We start from the raw sequence: 15290 nt of genomic DNA, 5'->3' as shown, positions 1-15290 counted from the left end.
CGGGGTTCTCCTCGCCCGCATGAAAACTTACGTGCGGATCGGCGGTCGCGAGATCGCCTCCATCCTCGTCACCTTCTTCGGGCTGCTGCTCGTCACCTTCCTGATTGCGCGCGTCGTGCCGATCGATCCCGTGCTGGCGGTCGTCGGCGACCGCGCGCCGGCGGATGTCTACGCCAAGGCGAAGATCGAACTCGGTCTCGACCAGCCACTCTGGCGCCAGTTCGCGATCTATATCGGCAAGGTGCTGCGCGGCGATTTCGGCAACTCGGTTCTGACCGCCAACCCGGTGCTGACCGATATCAAGATCGTCTTCCCCGCGACGCTGGAACTCGCAACGCTCGGCACCATCATCGGCGTGCTGCTCGGCGTGCCCATGGGCGTCGCGGCGGCGGTGAAGAGCGGCCGCTGGCCCGATCACATCGCGCGCGTCGTCGGCCTCTTCGGCTATTCCGTTCCGGTGTTCTGGCTCGGCCTGATGGGGCTGCTGCTGTTCTACGCCAAGCTTGGAATCGTCGGCGGCCCTGGCCGCGTCGGCGTCGCCTATCAGGACATGGTGACGCCGGTCACCGGCGTGATCCTGATCGACTCCGCCATGCAGGGCGAATGGGAGACGTTCCGCGACGCCTTTTCGCATCTCATCCTGCCGGCGTCGGTGCTTGGCTTCTTCAGCCTTGCCTATATCAGCCGCATGACCCGCAGCTTCATGCTCGGCGAATTGCAGCAGCAATACATCATCACGGCGCGGGTGAAGGGCGTCTCCGAGAAGCGCGTGATCTGGGTGCATGCGTTGCGCAACGCCGCGGCGCCGATGATGACGGTGATCGCCCTCTCCTACGCCAACCTGCTCGAAGGCTCCGTGCTCACCGAGACGATCTTCGCCTGGCCAGGCCTTGGCCGTTACATCACTAACTCCCTCCTCAACGCCGACATGAACGCTGTGCTGGGCGGCACGATCGTCGTCGGCTCGGTCTATATCTGCGTGAATCTGATCTCTGACATTCTCGCGCGCACGCTCGATCCGAGGGCGCGATGAGCACGGCCCGCGCCTATCTCCTTTCCGACGAGCCGCATTCGCGGCTTCAGTCGCGGCTGGGCCAGGCCTATCGGCAATGGCTCGCCTTCCGCGCCAATCCGCTGGCGCTGCTCGGCCTCGGCATCGTCGTCGTCCTGTTGCTGGTCGCGGCCTTCGCGCCTGTGATCGCGACCCATGATCCCATTGCGCAGAATCTCGCCAACCGCCTTCAGCCGATGTCCTCGTCGCACTGGCTTGGCACGGATTCGCTTGGCCGCGACATCTTCAGCCGCATTGTCTATGGCGCGCGCATCACGCTCTTCATTGTGCTGCTCGTGGTCGTGACTGTCGGCCCGATGGGGCTGCTGATCGGCGCGACCGCCGGCTATTTCGGCGGCTGGGTCGACACGATTCTCATGCGCATGACTGACGTGTTCCTCGCCTTCCCGCGCCTCATTCTCGCGCTCGCCTTCGTCGCCGCGTTGGGGCCCGGACTCGAGAATGCGGTGATCGCCATCGCCTTCACGGCCTGGCCGCCCTATGCGCGCGTCGCGCGCGCGGAGACGCTGGTCGTCCGCAACTCCGACTATATCGCCGCCGTGCGATTGCAGGGCGCGAGCGGGCTGCGCATCGTGCTGCGCCACGTGGTGCCGATCTGCGTGCCGTCGCTGATCGTGCGCACCACGCTCGACATGGCCGGCATTATCCTCACCGCTGCGGGACTTGGCTTCCTCGGCCTTGGCGCGCAGCCGCCGCTGCCGGAATGGGGCGCGATGATCTCCGCCGGCCGCGAGCAGATTTTCGATCAGTGGTGGGTCGCAACCTTCCCCGGCGTTGCGATCTGCCTCTGCACCCTGGGCTTCAATTTGCTGGGCGACGGCCTGCGCGACGTGCTGGACGCGAAATGATCAACACTCCAGACCAGCCGCCGCTCCTTGAAGTCGAGAATCTTCGCGTTCGCTTCCACACGCGCACCGGCATCGTGAACGCCGTGCGCGGCCTCTCCTTCACGCTGGGGCGCGAGCGTCTTGGCATCGTCGGCGAATCCGGGTCCGGCAAATCCATGACCGGCCGCGCCATTCTCGACCTGATCCAGCCGCCGGGCGAGGTGATCGCGGACCGCATGCATTTCATGGGGCGCGATCTTCTGACCATGCCGCAGAACGAACGCCGTGAGTTGCGCGGCGAGCGCATGTCCATGGTGATGCAGGATCCGAAATTCTCGCTCAATCCTGTCATGAAAGTCGGCGACCAGATCGCCGAGGGTTATCGCACTCATCGCAAGGTGAGCAGCCGCGAGGCGCGCGAGCGCGCGCTCGAAATGCTCGACGCCGTGCGCATCCGCAATCCGAAGCGTGTCTATGATCTCTATCCGCACGAGGTCTCCGGCGGCATGGGCCAGCGCGTCATGATCGCGATGGTGCTGATCGCCGAGCCTGACCTTCTCATTGCGGACGAGCCGACATCGGCGCTCGACGTCACCGTGCAGATGCAGGTGCTGGCGATCCTTGATGATCTCGTCAGCGAGCGCGGCATGGGGCTGATCTTCATCAGCCATGATCTCTCGCTTGTCGGCTCCTTCTGCGACCGCGTCATCGTGATGTATGCGGGCAAAGCGATGGAGACGCTCAACGCGCGCGACCTCGCGAACGCGAAGCATCCCTACACGCAGGGCCTGCTGCGCTGCATGCCGGAGCTCGATCGCACCGACGCGGCCCTCCCGACCCTCCAGCGCGACGCGGCGTGGCTCGCATGACAAAGCCCGCTATCCGCATCGCGCATCTCGAGGTACGCTTCGGCCTTCTCCACGCCGTCCGCGACGTCAGCTTCGACGTTGCGCAGGGCGAGAGTTACGGCCTCGTCGGCGAATCCGGTTCGGGGAAATCGACTGTGCTGCGCGCCATTTCCGGCCTCAATCCGGATTGGAGCGGGACCATCGAGGTCAATGGCGAGACGCAGCAGCGCAAGCGAGCGAAGCGCTTCTATCGCGCCGCCCAGATGGTGTTCCAGGACCCGTTCGGCAGCCTGCATCCCAAGCAGACCGTCGATCGCACGCTCGCCGAACCGATCGCCATTCACGGCCTCGACAAGGCCGAGCAGCGCATCTCGCGCGCGCTGAGCGACGTCGGCCTCGGGCCGTCTTTCCGCTTCCGCTATCCGCATCAGCTTTCAGGTGGCCAGCGCCAGCGCGTCGCCATCGCGCGCGCGCTGATCCTTGAGCCGTCGATCCTGCTGCTCGACGAGCCGACTTCGGCGCTTGATGTGTCGATTCAGGCCGAAGTGCTCAATCTCCTCGCGGCGCTGCGCAAGGCGCGCGGGCTGACGATGATTCTCGTCAGCCACAATCTCGCAGTGGTCGCCCATATGTGCGACCGGATCGCGGTGATGAACAGCGGCCGCATCGTCGAAGAGACGACGGCGGCCGCATTGCGATCAGGCGAGCCCCGCGAAGCCTATACGCGGCAGCTCCTTGCGGCGACGCGCGGCTATGACAGGGCGGCGGCGCGCAACTTCGTCACCTACGACTGACCCTGCTTGCCGCGATCACGCAGGATCATCGCCAGCGGGTTGAGCGTCGGAGCTTCGACGAGCTTCAGCGTGTTCGTGTCGTGATGGTTGAACGGCTGGTCGCGTCCCCTGACCAGCAGCTCGGTCTCGATATTGTAGGTCCAGCTCGCATCATCGTTGAAGATGATGTCGCAACGATAGCTGTTCGTGCGGAAGGCTTCGTCGAGAAATTCGGTCGAGCAGATTCCGTAGAGCGCATCGCCGCGTTTCGCGCTGACGGAAATCGTTCTGTCGTCCGGTTTTGCATGGCCCGCGGCGAGAACGACCTGCCCCCTTGGAATCGTCACGCTCTGCATGATCAGACCGGTGGCGGGCTCCCACAGCCAGTAGCCAACCTGATCGTGGAAGGTGACATCTTCCTCCGGCGTGTTGATGTGGATGTGGTAACGCAAACCGTAGAAGAGCTGTGGGCCATTGGCCTGCGGATCGATCGGATCCATTCGAACATGTTCGCGAAAGACGCGGCGCTCCGGCCCTTGAGCTTTGGGATTGATGTCGATCCCCTTATCCGCCTGCCAGACGCCCGCAAGTCGACGGAGCGGACCAAGATTGGCGAGCCCGTCAGGCGCGACATCGTCGGGCTCGGTGAAGATATCGGCGGGAATGGGCAGCATGCTGTGAACCTTGTCCGCGAAGCCTTAATGTCAGGATGTTCTGCCTCCCCTCGGCGCGCGCCGCCATCAAAGCGGCGCGCTTGACTGCCGGACGCAAGCCCGAAGACCAGCTTGCGTCAATATTTCCAATCAGCCGTCAGTCCTTCGTCACGCCGCTGTAGAACACGAGATCGCTCACCGCGCCGTGGATGAAGCCTTTCACTTCACTCCGCAGCGCCACCTGAGCTTGCGCCTGGAAGGTCATCGCCCACGGCGCCTCCTTCATCACGGCGCGCTGCAGTTCGCGATACATGTCGAGCCGCTTGCCCGCATCCGGTTCGACCAGCGCGGCCTGCGTCAGCTTCGACAATTCGGCCGGCGCCCATGAATTGCGCCAGGTCGTCGTGCTCTGCGGAGCGCCGTCGGAATTGTCGGTGTTGTAGGCGAACGCCTTGGCGTTTGAATGCGGGTCCATGAAGTCAGGGCCCCAATAGAGCAGCATCGCCTCATGATTGCGGGCGCGATACTTCGTGATCACCTGCGCTGACGAGCCGGGGATCAGATTGAGCTTGACGCCCGCCTGCGCCATCGTCGCCTGGATCGACTGGCCAATATCCGTGAACGGCGCGGACGAGATCACATCCATGTCGATCGTGAGGCCGGGCTGCACGCCGCCCTTGGCGAGAATCTCTTTCGCCTTGGCGATGTCGAGCTTGAAGGGCGTATCATCGACCGAGCCCGCGAAGCCTTCCGGCCAGAAGGCCTGATGCACCTTCATCTGGCCGCGCAACAGCGTTTTGGCGATGCCGTCATAATCGATCATCCAGCGCAGCGCCTCCCACAACGCCGGATTTTTCAGCTTCTCATGCTTGATGTTGAGGCTGAGGAAATGCACCGCCGCCTGCGGATAATTCTCGATCTTCACGCCCGGCTTCTCGGCGAGCGCCGCGATCTGATCAGGTCCGAGATTGCGCGCGATGTCGGCGTCCCCATTCTCGATCAGCAGACGCTGCGCGCCCGCCTCCGCCACATGGCGCAACACGACCTGGCGCAATTTCGGCGCGCCGCGGAAGTGCGTCGGGTTCGCATCGAGCGTGACGCCCTCGCCGGCGCGCCACGCGCGCAGGGTGAACGGGCCTGTGCCGGCGGAGTTGCGCGTCAGCCAGCCATTGCCGAGATCGCCGTCCTTGGCGTTCTTCATCGCCTCGACTTCATCGACGATCGCGCCTGGCCGGGCCGCGAGCGCGTTGAGCACGAAGGATGGCGCGAATTTCTCGGCGATGGTCACCGCGACTTCATCAGCCGAGACCTTCTTCACCATCTGGTCGATATTGTCGGCAGTCCAGCCGAACTGCGAGAGAATGAAGGCCGGCGCCTTCTTCAGCACAATGACGCGCTTGAAGGAGAACACGACATCTTCCGGCCGCAGCGGGTTGCCGGACGAGAATTTGACGCCCGGCCTCAGCTTGAAGGTGATCGTCTTGCCGTCATCCGAGACCTTCCAGCTTTCCGCGAGACTCGGCTGCAGCTTCTCCAGATTCGCCGGATCGTACTGCACGAGCCGGTCATAGAGATTGACGACGATCTCGCCGCTGGTGAACTCGTAGGCCTGCGCCGGATCGAGGCTGACGATGTCGTCAATATTCTTGGCGACGACCAAAACATTCGCGGGCGTCTTCGCCGACAATGGAGCAACAGCAAGAACGGCGGCGACGGCAAGGCCGCCCAGGATCGATCGCAACAGACGCATGGCGCACCCCTCAACAGTCGCCAGCAATTGAGGCGGTGGGCTGCGCGCGGTCAAGGCCGTTTCGTGATAGGTCCCCTGAGGGAGACGACGTTCATGTTGCGACCAGCTTATGTCATGCTCGTCATCGGGTGCGCGACCGCTGCAATTGCGCAGACGCCGCCTTGCGGCGTCCGCCCCGACGACTGGTGCGCGTCGCCGATCGCCAACGATCCCTGCTCTCGCCACCGGAACGTCGCCGAGTGCAGGGCCGACGCAAGTTGCTTCGGAATGCCCTATCGCGGCGAGTCCGTCGTACAATGCCAGCGCGACCGGCGCGGCTTCGGTTTGAACTGTCCGACGGTCGGCTGCGCCAGCAGGCTGATCACGAGATAGTCTGCTCGGTGCGAACGTGCGTCAGTGATGCGCGTGCTCACGTTCATGGCGCTTGCGCGTGGCGGCCGCCTTCCTCGCCGACGCAGAACGCTCTGAAGCAGGCCGCTCCGCCGACGCCTCGCCGCCGAGACGACCGCCTTTATGCGCCGCCGGATGCCCGGTGTGCGCGCCGCGGCCCGAGCCTGATTTCTTGCCGCCGGCGTCGTCCTTGTTGACCGTCGCCCAGGCTCGACGCTCCGCCTCCTTCTCCGGCACGCCGCGCTCCTCATAACCTTCGGCGATATGGTCGGCTTTCCGCTCCTGCTTGTCGGTGTATTTCGATTTGTCGCCGCGTGGCATGGCTCTCTCCTTGTTCTCCGGAGGTAACAGAGCTCTTGGCCCGCAGTTCCCGTAAACCGGGAAATCACCCTCCCCAAGACCGCAGCGATTTCAGCGCCGACGCCAAATCATGTTTCCATTCAGAAACATGGCCGTCTTCCTAAGGCGACGTTAAGCATTCCCGCATAGCGTCGAGCCACTTTACGCACAGGGATTCGCAGGCCGCGGCGCGCGATGGCGTGGATCAACGTTTTGCTGCTGCTCGTCGAAGCGGCGATCTATTTCGCCGTCATGGCTGCGTTGTTCAGAGCCCGCAAGCGCGTCGGCGTCGGGCTGTTCGTATGCGTTCTCGGCGTCATGCATTTCGTCGAGACCTATCTCGCCAGCGTCTTCTATGTCGCGCTGCCGTTCGGCGTCATTTCACCAGGCTCCACGGTGCTATTTTCCGGCAAGCTGATGATGCTGCTCCTCCTCTACATCAAGGAGGACGCGGTCACGGTGCGGCAGCCGGTGTATGGCCTGCTCGCCGGCAACTTCCTCGTGGTCGGGCTCGCTTTCATTCTACGCCAGCATGAGGTGGCGCCGATCGCCGGGCGCCTTCCCGATCTCGCCTTCATCGATCAGATGGGCGTGCTGATGGTGTGGGGCACGACGCTTCTATTCATAGACGCGATCGCCATCATCCTGCTCTACGAAAAGCTCGGCCGCTGGCTCGGTCCCGCGCAATGGCCGCGCATCCTGATCGCTTCCTGCTGCATCCTGACTTTCGACCAGATCGGATTTTATCTCGCGTTGCGCGTCGTGATCGGCGCGCCGATTGCGGTTCTTTTCGGCGGCTGGTTCGCCAAGATGGGAGCGGCCTTTGTCTTCAGCCTGATGATCGCTCTTTATCTCAGGGTTTTCGAGCGCGCGGAAACGCGCGTCGCCGGGCCGATTGGCGACATCTTTGACGCGCTCACCTATCGCGAACGCTATGAGGCGCTGGTCGCGCGCGCCGATCGCGACGGGCTGACAGGACTTTTCAATCGCGCTCGCTTCGATGAAGCCGGCGCGGCGCTGTTTCAGGCGAACAATCGCCGCAGGTCCGACATCAGCCTCCTGCTGATCGACGTCGATCATTTCAAGGGGATCAATGACCGGTTCGGCCATTCCGCCGGCGATCAGGTTCTGCGGGATATCGCCGAGGTGCTTCAGGAATCCACGCCGGATCGCAATCGCGTCTATCGCATCGGCGGCGAGGAGTTCGCCATTCTTGTCCATGTTCCGCACAATGTCGCCTGTCTGCTTGGCGAACGCGTGCGGCTCGGCGTTCGTCGCCGCCGGCTGACGACGCACATTCCAGCGACAGTCAGCGTCGGCGTCGCCAGCGCGTCGGAAGACATGCGCTGTCTCGCTGATCTCTTCGAGATCGCCGATCGCCATCTCTACGCCGCCAAGGCCGACGGCCGCGACCGCGTCAGGGGACAATCCACAGCGGACGCCGCACACGCCGCCGCGTCGAACATTCGCTTCGGCTGATCGCAGCTTCCAGCGCGGCGACCGCTATTGTCTATTGTAGCGCGCTGCGCCGCTCAGGCGCCCGAACGATTTTCGTAACCGTTCGCTTATCTCCTCCGCATCCTCCTCGCCGCCGGCTGCTTTCTCGCAATCCCTGCGGATCTCTTCGAGGTCTTCTTCGGTAAGATGTTCGATGCCGATGAAATCGTTGTGCGCGCGCTCTATGGCGCGGATGATCTCATCGAGCTTTGTCTGGATCGCAGCGCCGTCGCGGTTCTGCGAGTTCTGAATCAGGAACACCATGAGGAAGGTGACGATCGTCGTCCCCGTGTTGATCACGAGCTGCCAGGTATCGGAGAATCCGAACAATGGCCCTGACGCCGCCCAGGCGATGATGACCGCCGTCGCGAGCGCAAAGGTGATCGGTTTTCCCGCCCAGCGCGCGACCAGATTGGCGAAGCGTGAAAACATCCTCGACATGACGACTTTCGACGACGTGTGACCTTGCGACGTTCAACGCGCCGCGCGCACGAAAGTTCATCACGGGCGTTGCTGATTTCCGCAATCCCCGCTGCGTTGGAGCCGAGCGATCAATGATGAAACGCGTCAGGCGCGCCGGATTGCGCATCACAGTGACTTGTCAATGCCAGATCAAAACTCCGCGCCTGGGAGCGTGTGGTGGAGCACATCTCTGCCAGTGCTGTTGGCGCAATATCAACTCGTATCCGACCATCGCAGGCAGGAGGACGAGATGTCCAAGTTCGTCGCATGGCGAAGCAAGCCCAACGAGCCCGCGCCTCCTCCGATCAGCAACACAATTCAGCCGGTCAGCGTCGGACAGGCCTTTCGTTTCGGATTTTCAAATTATTTCGACTGGATCAAGGTTGGTCCGAACGATCCCAGCATGGGAGTCGTCAACAAGCGAGAGATTGTCGAATCCTCGAGCAACAACATCACCTGGTTCGAGATTGTTGGAACGCGCGAAGGCCACGTTCTCATCGATGCGATCGATACGAATACAGGCTATCGCTGGGACGTCTTTCAGCTCGCAATCGGCAAATCGGGCGCCAAGAAGCGGCCGGCCATCAAGGGCGTGAACTACAACTACTATGTCGACACGACTGGCATAGGTCCAAACTGGAACGCATCGATTGTCATCGTGCAGAAGTTCGCATTGATCCCTATTCGGGGCGGGTTGACCATAACCGATACGACGGGGACGAACTGGACCTCGCAATACTGGTCGAACAAGGAATGGAACGCCTGGGTCTGGAAATTCAAGAAGCTGATCGAAGGCGCATGGAGCGAGAAGATGTGGCTCGCGACTCCAGCGTCCCTGCATGAGCTGGAAGTCGACGCTCCAGGCGGCGGCAAACGCCGGGTCAATCTTCATTGCGTGTACAAGGTCGAATTCGCCGTGGCGGGCGCCGCGCATCAGGAAATTCGCGTTCTCAAGACCAACGCGACCAGCAGCGTCGCATTCGGTTCGGATTCAAAGCTGCTCGACAAGGCCGATCTGTTGACCGACTCCCCTGCGGTGAGCGGCTTCATCAACCCGTTCAACACAGCCATTCATGAGATCGGGCACAACCTCGGCCTTCATCATCCCTGCGAGGTCAAGACGCCGGCGACGCCCTATTGCGTGAGCACGGATCCAGACAATGTCGAAGTCATGGGCATGGGCGATCAATTGAGAGCTCGTTACGCCACGCCCTGGCAAAATGCGGCCGCGACCTGGTTCAGCACCAATGGCGGCGGAACGACATACAAGCCCATCGATTTTACGCCTTCCCTGAGCAGGCTGGCGCCCGTCGTCGTCTAGCGCCGTCGCTACGCCCTAACTTGCGCGCCGGCTGAAGCGCTTCCGGAGAATGAGCCGCAGTCGCGGAGGCGACCCCGCCACCCGCTCATGACGTCCGGAAATATCAGCGATATCAGGGGTTGTGTGGTGGGCGCACTAGGGCTCGAACCTAGGACCCGGTGATTAAGAGTGAGCGGCCCTATCAAATGTTATCAATATCTTGACCACCAGGAATGGCCTTCTTGCCCATTCCTTGCCCATTTGTCGATCCGAAAAGGCCGCCGGTCGCTCGCGTCGCCTGTTCGAGCCGCACGCTCTCGGCCTCGTGGTCCTCGAACAGGTGGCCGTAGATATCCATCGTGACCTGGATCGATGAGTGGCCCATGCGCGCCTGCAGGGTCTTCGCCTCCATGCCTGCGGCGATGCAGAGGCTCGCGTGGAAATGGCGCAGCGCGTGAATCCCGAAATCGGCGTCGACTCGCTCCTTCCCGTCAGCGCCTGTTACCTGCCGCGCGGCGCCTACCTCGATGAGCAACGGCGTCCAGAATCGGCGGTGCAGGTTGCGATAGAGCTCGGCCTTCCCCGGCCCATTGCAAAAGAGCAGGTCACTCTTCATGCCTTCGCCAAGGATCTTCGGTCGGACCGCCAGCCACTCGTCAATGAAACCGAAGACGGCTGCATCGACCGGGATCTTGCGGAAGCCGGCGGCGCTCTTCGGCAGGCCGATCTTCCCGAACTCATCGGCGCGCTGCTTGATTTCGAGCTGCTGCTTCTGGCGGATCAGGCCGTCGATCGGCATGCCCAAGGCCTCGGACACGCGCGTCCCGGCGCCCACAAGCACGGCGAGGATCGCGCGCCACCAGATGGCGCGCTCGACCGTGATCCGCTCCATCGAGGTCATCTTGCCGCGGATCACGACGCCAGGCGGCTTCGCGCACCAGCGGTCGGCGGCAGAGAGCATCTCCCGAACCACGTCCTTCGGCGGCAGGATGAAGGGCTCTTCCTCAGCCGCGTGGCGCTTCGACGTGGCGACCGTCACGCCATAGGCGACATTGTTGGCTATCTCGCCGCGGTGCGAGCACCATTTGAGCATGTTCGACATCGCGCCCATGACGCGCTTCACCATGCCGGGCGAATTGCCGTCGAGCAGCAGTTCGTCGCGAAACTTTACCATCATCGGCTTGCGCAGGTCGTTGAGCCACCGCTTGCCCAGCTTCGGCTTGATGAAGCGCTCAACGTGCGCGGTGTAGGCGCGCATGGTCGACGCCTCCAGCGGCGGCCGGCCCTCGCGACCGACCTTGCATGCCGCGAGCCAATTTTCGGCCGCTTCGGCGACCGTCAGGCTCTCGGCGTCGGGAACGTGCGTCCCATCGCCCAAAGCGCCGACGAGTTCGTCTCGGAAATCGTTCGCCTCTCTCAAGGTTGGAAAAGTCCGCTGCCGCTGGACTTCTTTGTCGTCGACATAGCGAACGCGATAGCCTTGGCGCTTCACGCCATTCGTCGTCCAGGAGCGCTTTTTTACGGAGACCATGGTCATCGCTTAGACCCGCTGATTTCGGTGGGCAAGAGCCCATGCCCAAACGCAAAAAGGCCCCGCCGGCGGAGCCGGCGGGGCCAAGTCTAGGGAGGAAACGCCCAAGGAGGGCAGCAACGCGGCCGAGGCCGTGCTGCTATCCCGGCCTCGCGGCCGGGATTTCGGAGCCGGTCAGTCGGCCGGCGTGAAGTCGAGATAATAGGCTTTGCCCATCTCGAAGGCGTCGATCGCCGACGGATTCGTGATGGTGATCTGCAGGTGGCCCGATGGCGTGTATTTGCTCCAGGTCTTGTTGACCTCGCCGTCGCCATAGGTCCCGAAGACCGGACGCATCGTGATCGACGCGTACTGGTCGGTGCCGGGGATGTCGCTGTGCTCGATCTTCTCGACGAAGAATTTTGCGCGGACCATCATGGGTCTTCTCCTTTTTGAAATACCGGGAACCGCCGGCTCGGACTCAAACGCCGCCAACGGCGGCGTAAAAACAAAAGAGATAGCCGGACGCACCGATGCAGATGTGAAACCTGCCATCTTGCGATCTGCGCGCGGCCTTGTAGGCGATCACATGCACGAGCGCTGCGCGCCCGTCCTGCGGCCACATCGGATGCGAGCCCGGCTCGATCGTCACGACGTAGCCGTCCGGCGTTTCGCTCACCGCCTGCGCGGAGATCGGCGCACAATCATTGCCGCTGCAGCACTCAGCCGGATACCACTCGTGCGCGCGCGAGCCCGAGACGCAGAGAGCCGCGATCGCGATCAGCATCGCGACCCTCACCAGAAAGCCAGCCATTTCGCCCTCGAGAATTGAAACTCAGCTTCGCCGACGCCGCGGCTCCGGAATGCGCTCGCCGCGCTCCTCGCGCATGCGGCGCTCGACCTCGCGTTCGATGTCGCGCTCGTCGGCTTCTTCCTTCATGATTTCGAGTATCGCCTCGCTGGCGTTCGCGAGACGCGCGACCTCGCCCGTAAGGCGATCGATCGACTCGCCCATGTCGCGCACGGGCTTCATGTCGGCGATCGTCCCGCCGGCAAGCACGACGTCGGTCGTCGACGCCGGGGCCTGCTTCTTGCGCTCAGCGGTATAGGCGCGCCAGCCCGCGGCGAGAGCGCCGATGCCGATCAGGGCGTAGAAGATGAGCTGCCCGAGCGGCGGAAGCTGCGCGACGAAGTCAGGTCCCTGGGGCATCAAAGAAGTCCCGATCGGCTGCTCCGGCGTCGGTCAACGCCTGGTGTATGTTGGTGAGTTCGAGCGCGAGCAGGAACGGAAAGATCCCCATCCCGAACACGGGATGATCGGCGGCGTAGAAGATGCCGATGGTGATCCCGGCCCAGAAAAAGCAACTCAGGAACGCCATCGCGCCGCGCACATGCGGCGACCATCGCGAATAGGCCGTGTCTGCGAAGGTGCCGTTGAGGATGAGCGCGATGAGGCGCACAAAGCCGACGAGGAAGCATCCCCATCCCCAGACCTTCTCAGACGCGATCAGCTTCAGCCCGTGATAGAGCGGCGTCGAATCGAAGAGATTGTCCGGGTGCAGCAGGATCGCGCCCAAAGAGAAGAGCATCGCGCCGAGCGCCCATTCCGAGCGGCGAGCCGGGAAGTGCTTGTGAATTCCGCGTGCGAGGCGAAGGATGATCATGTCGGTCACTTCCTGTCAGGAGAGCCGAACGCGGCGCGGGCTTGGTCGTAGGCTTCCACCGCTAAACCGCGCCGTCCCTCGCACTCCGCGAGCGCCTGGCGATGCTCCACGACGGAAACCTTCGGGTTTTTCGCTACTCCCGGATCTCGACAGGGCTGACGCGCCTCACTGTCGAGCTCAGGGATTGGGGCGACGAACCGGGCCGATCGGGATGGATCGGAGCACGCGCTGACGCTCAGCGTCGCTGAAACCACAATCAGCAGCCGCAGGCTTCGCCGCCTGTGCGCGAAACTGCTCAGCGAGATCATCAGACGCCCTCTTCAATTGCTCTGTTTCCAGACGCAGCTCTGATGCTCGCGCCGCCATGCGCGTCTGGATTTCGATCGATCGATCGCGCGCTGTCTCCAGCGCTGCGATTTCGGCTTTCGCCTCGGCGAGTGCTTTCTTCGATGCGGCGGCGTCACAGAACGCATCGCGCACCCAGACGCCGCCTCCGAAGCCTGCGATCCATGCGACCACCGCAGCAATCGCAATGGCCTTCAGCGAAAAAGCGGATGGCAGGCCGAGCATCACAGCGCCGACAGACAGATCTTGCGCTCGGCCTCCCGGCGGCGAGTCAGGCCGGCGACCACGCGTCCGCCCGCCTTGTTCCAGGCGAGCATGGCGTCGCAGGATCCGCGGGCGTCTCCCTCATTCGCCTTCCGCGCCACGGTCGAGCGACAGAATCCGCCGACGCCGATGTTGTAGGCAAGGCTGACGTAAGAGGCCCGGCGCTTGTCCGGGATTTCGCCCGGAACACAGTTGCGGACGCCAGCCTCAAAATCGACGAGTGCGTCGCCAAGCATCTCGTCGCATTGCTCCTTGGTGTAGGAGTCGCCGATCTTCACGCCGCGCGTCTCGCCGTAACAAACGGTGATCACTCCGACGATGTCGGGGTAAGCCTTCGTGCGCAGACCCTCGAATGGACCAACGATGCCGACCGCAAGGCCGACGACGGCGACGGCGGCGCCCGTGACCTTGCCGCGATGTTTCTGGATCATTCGTCCATTCCTTTCTGTGCGACGAGGCGCGAAGCGAACGCGCCGACGGTGACGGCCAGGGTGACGGCCGCCATCGCGCTACGGCCGATCGGCGGGTCATCTGTGAACAGGGGAAGCGCCGCCTCGAGCCCCGTGAATATTGCAGCCGCAGCCATGAAGCGGACGGACCAGGCTCGCGCGAGAATGCGCCGCCAGTTGTGATGAAGTCGCATTTTAGACGGATCCCAAAAGCTCAGAATGAATCCAGACGGGTGCGAAGGACTTGCAAAGACCGCCCAACATAGGTGATCGTGAAGTACGCCGGCGTGGCTCAATGTCGAAGCTGCGGCGGCGGAGCCATTGATTTGGAAGAGGTATCTAATCGCAGGGCCAAGAATGTCGCCGTCAATTTCCTCGCGAAGGTATCGCTTGAACGTCAGCACAAACGGAATTGTCAGGAACCTCTTCAACATCGAAGAGCGCGCCGCCGGCGACGTTTACCTCAGGCTCAAATCGGGCACACAAGTCGGCATTCCGCCGGATGCCAAACGCGTCATCGAAGATCGTTATTCGGTCCACGTTTCGCCGCGTAGTCCGACATATACGACGTTCAAGCACACGCTTCGCATCGAAGGCGCGCCGGAGCGCGTCTCGACAGCGCTTTCCGACGCCGTTAAGGCGCGGAACGGCTTCGCGCATATCTTCACACATCGCACTTCGGATCTCGCGGCGCCGGTTTATGACCTTCGTCAGGACAATGCGATTAGCATCAATCTCGGAGACTTCAGCCCTGATCACCACGCGATGATCATAGGCGTCTTCGTCGGCCATCCAGATTCGGTGTTCGATGCCAAACCTGAGACCGCACTCGTCAACGAGATCGTAACGACCCATTTCAAGTTCGTGTTTCTGCGCACTTGGACGCTTATCGGAGCGCTGCCTTTCTCCTGGACAATGACGAACCAAACTCTCGACCCAAAAGTGGTTCCAGGGGCAAGCCATATGATGAGCGGCGTCACCGCGGAGCAATGCGTCGGGATATTTCAGGGGACGCGCGATCTGCTCATTCGGAATTTGCTCATGACGTATCATGATTTGTCGGATGACGAAGAATTCCGGGCAAAGGTGAGGGAGCAAATCGGACTTTGCCCAACACCGCCGATGTTGGAGTTGTAGACCGGATTAA

General features: G+C 62.6%; 19 protein-coding genes. 7 read left to right on the top strand and 12 right to left on the bottom strand.

What is annotated here, in order from left to right; all coding sequences use genetic code 11:
* Positions 1-19 precede the first annotated feature (19 nt).
* From L8F45_RS03185 to L8F45_RS03170, 4 genes are read left to right on the top strand one after another with little or no spacing between them, the layout of a single operon-like run.
* A complete protein-coding gene (locus tag L8F45_RS03185) occupies positions 20-1033 on the top strand; it encodes an ABC transporter permease (RefSeq protein WP_342363351.1) in 1014 nt (337 codons plus the stop codon).
* A complete protein-coding gene (nikC, locus tag L8F45_RS03180) occupies positions 1030-1920 on the top strand; it encodes a nickel transporter permease (RefSeq protein WP_342361440.1) in 891 nt (296 codons plus the stop codon). The genes L8F45_RS03185 and nikC overlap by 4 nt, the downstream gene beginning before the upstream one ends.
* Entirely contained in the window at positions 1917-2768 is an 852-nt protein-coding gene (locus tag L8F45_RS03175; protein WP_342361439.1) for an ABC transporter ATP-binding protein, read from the top strand. Before nikC ends, L8F45_RS03175 begins: the two co-directional genes overlap by 4 nt.
* Positions 2765-3541 (top strand): ABC transporter ATP-binding protein, encoded by a 777-nt coding sequence (locus tag L8F45_RS03170; RefSeq protein WP_342361438.1) that lies wholly within the window; start codon positions 2765-2767, stop codon positions 3539-3541. Before L8F45_RS03175 ends, L8F45_RS03170 begins: the two co-directional genes overlap by 4 nt.
* Here L8F45_RS03170 and L8F45_RS03165 read toward each other — a convergent pair.
* The 3 genes from L8F45_RS03165 to L8F45_RS03155 form a co-directional block, all read right to left on the bottom strand.
* Positions 3532-4194 (bottom strand): FABP family protein, encoded by a 663-nt coding sequence (locus tag L8F45_RS03165; protein ID WP_342361437.1) that lies wholly within the window; start codon positions 4192-4194, stop codon positions 3532-3534. The two genes, L8F45_RS03170 and L8F45_RS03165, sit on opposite strands and share 10 nt — an antisense overlap.
* Positions 4195-4330: 136 nt before the next feature.
* Positions 4331-5923 (bottom strand): ABC transporter substrate-binding protein, encoded by a 1593-nt coding sequence (locus tag L8F45_RS03160; RefSeq protein ID WP_342361436.1) that lies wholly within the window; start codon positions 5921-5923, stop codon positions 4331-4333.
* A gap of 393 nt (positions 5924-6316) precedes the next feature.
* On the bottom strand, positions 6317-6634 hold the full coding sequence (locus L8F45_RS03155) for a plasmid stabilization protein (RefSeq protein ID WP_342361435.1): 318 nt from the start codon (positions 6632-6634) through the stop codon (positions 6317-6319).
* Between the two features lie 213 nt (positions 6635-6847).
* On the opposite strand from L8F45_RS03155, the gene L8F45_RS03150 reads away from it, so the two are divergent.
* A complete protein-coding gene (locus L8F45_RS03150) occupies positions 6848-8131 on the top strand; it encodes a GGDEF domain-containing protein (protein ID WP_342361434.1) in 1284 nt (427 codons plus the stop codon).
* A gap of 24 nt (positions 8132-8155) precedes the next feature.
* Here the strand turns inward: L8F45_RS03150 and L8F45_RS03145 are convergent, their stop codons facing one another.
* Complete coding sequence (locus L8F45_RS03145) at positions 8156-8590, bottom strand: low affinity iron permease family protein (RefSeq protein ID WP_342361433.1); 435 nt, start codon at positions 8588-8590, stop codon at positions 8156-8158.
* A gap of 271 nt (positions 8591-8861) precedes the next feature.
* On the opposite strand from L8F45_RS03145, the gene L8F45_RS03140 reads away from it, so the two are divergent.
* Positions 8862-9932: a zinc metalloprotease gene (locus tag L8F45_RS03140; protein ID WP_342361432.1), complete on the top strand. Its 1071-nt coding sequence runs from the start codon at positions 8862-8864 to the stop codon at positions 9930-9932.
* Positions 9933-10113: 181 nt separating this feature from the next.
* Here L8F45_RS03140 and L8F45_RS03135 read toward each other — a convergent pair whose 3' ends face one another.
* From L8F45_RS03135 to L8F45_RS03100, 8 genes are all read right to left on the bottom strand, one after another.
* Complete coding sequence (locus L8F45_RS03135; RefSeq protein WP_342361431.1) at positions 10114-11442, bottom strand: tyrosine-type recombinase/integrase; 1329 nt, start codon at positions 11440-11442, stop codon at positions 10114-10116.
* A gap of 174 nt (positions 11443-11616) precedes the next feature.
* Positions 11617-11859, bottom strand: coding sequence for a hypothetical protein (locus L8F45_RS03130; protein WP_342361430.1), 243 nt, complete (start codon positions 11857-11859; stop codon positions 11617-11619).
* Positions 11860-11902: 43 nt separating this feature from the next.
* A complete protein-coding gene (locus L8F45_RS03125) occupies positions 11903-12235 on the bottom strand; it encodes a hypothetical protein (RefSeq protein WP_342361429.1) in 333 nt (110 codons plus the stop codon).
* A 21-nt stretch (positions 12236-12256) separates the two neighbouring features.
* Positions 12257-12631, bottom strand: a complete 375-nt coding sequence (locus tag L8F45_RS03120; protein ID WP_342361428.1) for a hypothetical protein — start codon at positions 12629-12631, stop codon at positions 12257-12259.
* The gene (locus tag L8F45_RS03115) at positions 12615-13085 is read right to left on the bottom strand and encodes a hypothetical protein (protein ID WP_342361427.1); all 471 of its coding nucleotides are present in this window, start codon (positions 13083-13085) and stop codon (positions 12615-12617) included. Before L8F45_RS03115 ends, L8F45_RS03120 begins: the two co-directional genes overlap by 17 nt.
* 177 nt (positions 13086-13262) lie before the next feature.
* On the bottom strand, positions 13263-13655 hold the full coding sequence (locus tag L8F45_RS03110) for a hypothetical protein (RefSeq protein WP_342361426.1): 393 nt from the start codon (positions 13653-13655) through the stop codon (positions 13263-13265).
* Positions 13655-14125 carry a lysozyme gene (locus L8F45_RS03105; protein WP_342361425.1) on the bottom strand — a complete coding sequence of 157 codons (471 nt, stop codon included), beginning with the start codon at positions 14123-14125 and terminating at the stop codon, positions 13655-13657. The genes L8F45_RS03110 and L8F45_RS03105 overlap by 1 nt, the downstream gene beginning before the upstream one ends.
* Positions 14122-14337, bottom strand: coding sequence for a DUF7940 domain-containing protein (locus L8F45_RS03100; RefSeq protein WP_342361424.1), 216 nt, complete (start codon positions 14335-14337; stop codon positions 14122-14124). Before L8F45_RS03100 ends, L8F45_RS03105 begins: the two co-directional genes overlap by 4 nt.
* Positions 14338-14533: 196 nt before the next feature.
* Here L8F45_RS03100 and L8F45_RS03095 point away from each other — a divergent pair, with 196 nt between their 5' ends.
* Complete coding sequence (locus tag L8F45_RS03095; RefSeq protein ID WP_342361423.1) at positions 14534-15280, top strand: hypothetical protein; 747 nt, start codon at positions 14534-14536, stop codon at positions 15278-15280.
* Positions 15281-15290: the final 10 nt, after the last annotated feature.

This window comes from Terrirubrum flagellatum, from assembly GCF_022059845.1.
Taxonomy (GTDB): Bacteria; Pseudomonadota; Alphaproteobacteria; order Rhizobiales; family Beijerinckiaceae; genus Terrirubrum; species Terrirubrum flagellatum.
This window is presented reverse-complemented; position numbering and strand designations above follow the sequence as displayed.